The organism is Streptomyces sp. BV286, assembly GCF_019090165.1.
Taxonomy (GTDB): domain Bacteria; phylum Actinomycetota; class Actinomycetes; order Streptomycetales; family Streptomycetaceae; genus Streptomyces.
Window position 1 is genome coordinate 1 of the sequence record NZ_JAHRIB010000053.1, and the last position, 1,603, is coordinate 1,603.

A 1,603-nucleotide genomic window follows, 5' to 3' on the forward strand; every position below is an offset into this window, starting at 1 on the left:
GCTCGGAGCCCGGGGCCGGGCCCGCCGCGGCGTGCTGGTGATCTGTCATACGTCCATGGTGACGGCCGAGGCGGCCCGGCGGCAGTCGGTACGACCCTGGACGAACCCTGAGATCGACCCCGGGAACAACCCTCATACGCGGCGCACAGGCCGTCACGGCCGCTCCGGCGCCGTCCGGGAGGCCGGGTCTCGAAGATCAGGGGAGTCTCGGGGGTTGACCCTGATGCCCGGCGGCGCCCGGCGTGTGAACATCAATGGCATGCCGGAAGCCGCAACTCTGACCGTCGAGGACCCGCGGCCTCCGCGCAAGCTCTACCGCAGCAGCGACGGACGCTGGCTCGGGGGCGTGGCGCGGGGGCTCGCGGGGCATCTCGGCCTGCCCGTGATCTGGGTGCGGCTGGTCTTCGTGGGCCTGTTCATGGCGGACGGCCTGGGAGCCCTCCTGTACGCGTCGTTCTGGTTCTTCGTCCCGCTCGGCGTCGGCGGCGTGGACGCCCAGCGGCCTCCCGCGCTCGCCACCGAGACGGCGCCCGACGGCCGCCGCAGGCTCGTCGCCCGCAAGCCCGACAAGGGCCAGATCGTCGCGCTGCTCGCCATGGTCGTGGTCGCCATGGTCTTCGTCGGGAACGTCGATCTGAGCGGCGGGGCCAAGGCCTACCTCTGGCCCACCGTCCTCGTCGGCGCGGGCGTGGCCCTGGTCTGGCGCCAGGCGGACAACGCGCGGCGGGCCCGCTGGATGGAGGTCGGCCGCCGCAAGCGCACGATCTCGCTGCTCCGCTCCGCGGCCGGGGTCCTGCTCGTCGCCGCGGGAGTCTCCGGGATGTTCGTCCTGCAGGGTTCCGCCGCACACCTCGGTTCGGTGCTGCAGGCCGCGCTCGCCGTCCTCGTCGGGATAGCACTGCTGGCAGGTCCGTATCTCGTGCGCATGACCCAGGACCTCTCCGAGGAGCGCCTGATGCGCATCCGCGCGCAGGAGCGGGCCGAAGTCGCCGCGCACGTCCACGACTCGGTGCTGCACACCCTGACACTGATACAGCGCAACGCGGAGAACGCGAGCGAGGTCCGGCGCCTCGCCCGCGCCCAGGAGCGCGACCTGCGCAACTGGCTCTACAAACCGGAGGGCACCGGCAAGGACGAGGCGGAGGAGCCCGACACCCTCGCCGAGGCCGTCAAGCGCAGCGCGGCGGAGGTCGAGGACAAGCACGGGGTCCCCATCGAGGTCGTGGTCGTCGGCGACTGCCCCCTCGACGACAGGACCGGCGCCCAGATGCAGGCCGCGAGGGAAGCGATGGTGAACGCGGCCAAGTACGGTGGCGAGGGCGGCGCGGTGCAGGTCTTCGCCGAGGTCGAGGGAAGGACCGTCTTCGTGTCGGTCCGGGACCGAGGTCCCGGATTCGACCTGGACTCGATACCCGCCGACCGCATGGGCGTCAGAGAATCGATCATCGGCCGCATGGAGCGCAACGGCGGGACGGCGCGGCTGCGCGCGGTGCCGGGCGGCGGCACGGAGGTCGAGCTGGAGATGGAGAGGGCGGAGACATGAGCGACGCGAACGAACCGACCGGAGCGGCCGGGCCGGACGCCGGTGCGACCGGCGCGGGTG

Annotated in this window: 1 protein-coding gene; it reads left to right on the top strand. The window is 72.6% G+C overall.

Annotated features, from left to right (window positions below):
- Positions 1-259 precede the first annotated feature (259 nt).
- Entirely contained in the window at positions 260-1,543 is a 1,284-nt protein-coding gene (locus KUF83_RS07205; protein ID WP_217453728.1) for an ATP-binding protein, read from the top strand.
- Positions 1,544-1,603: the final 60 nt, after the last annotated feature.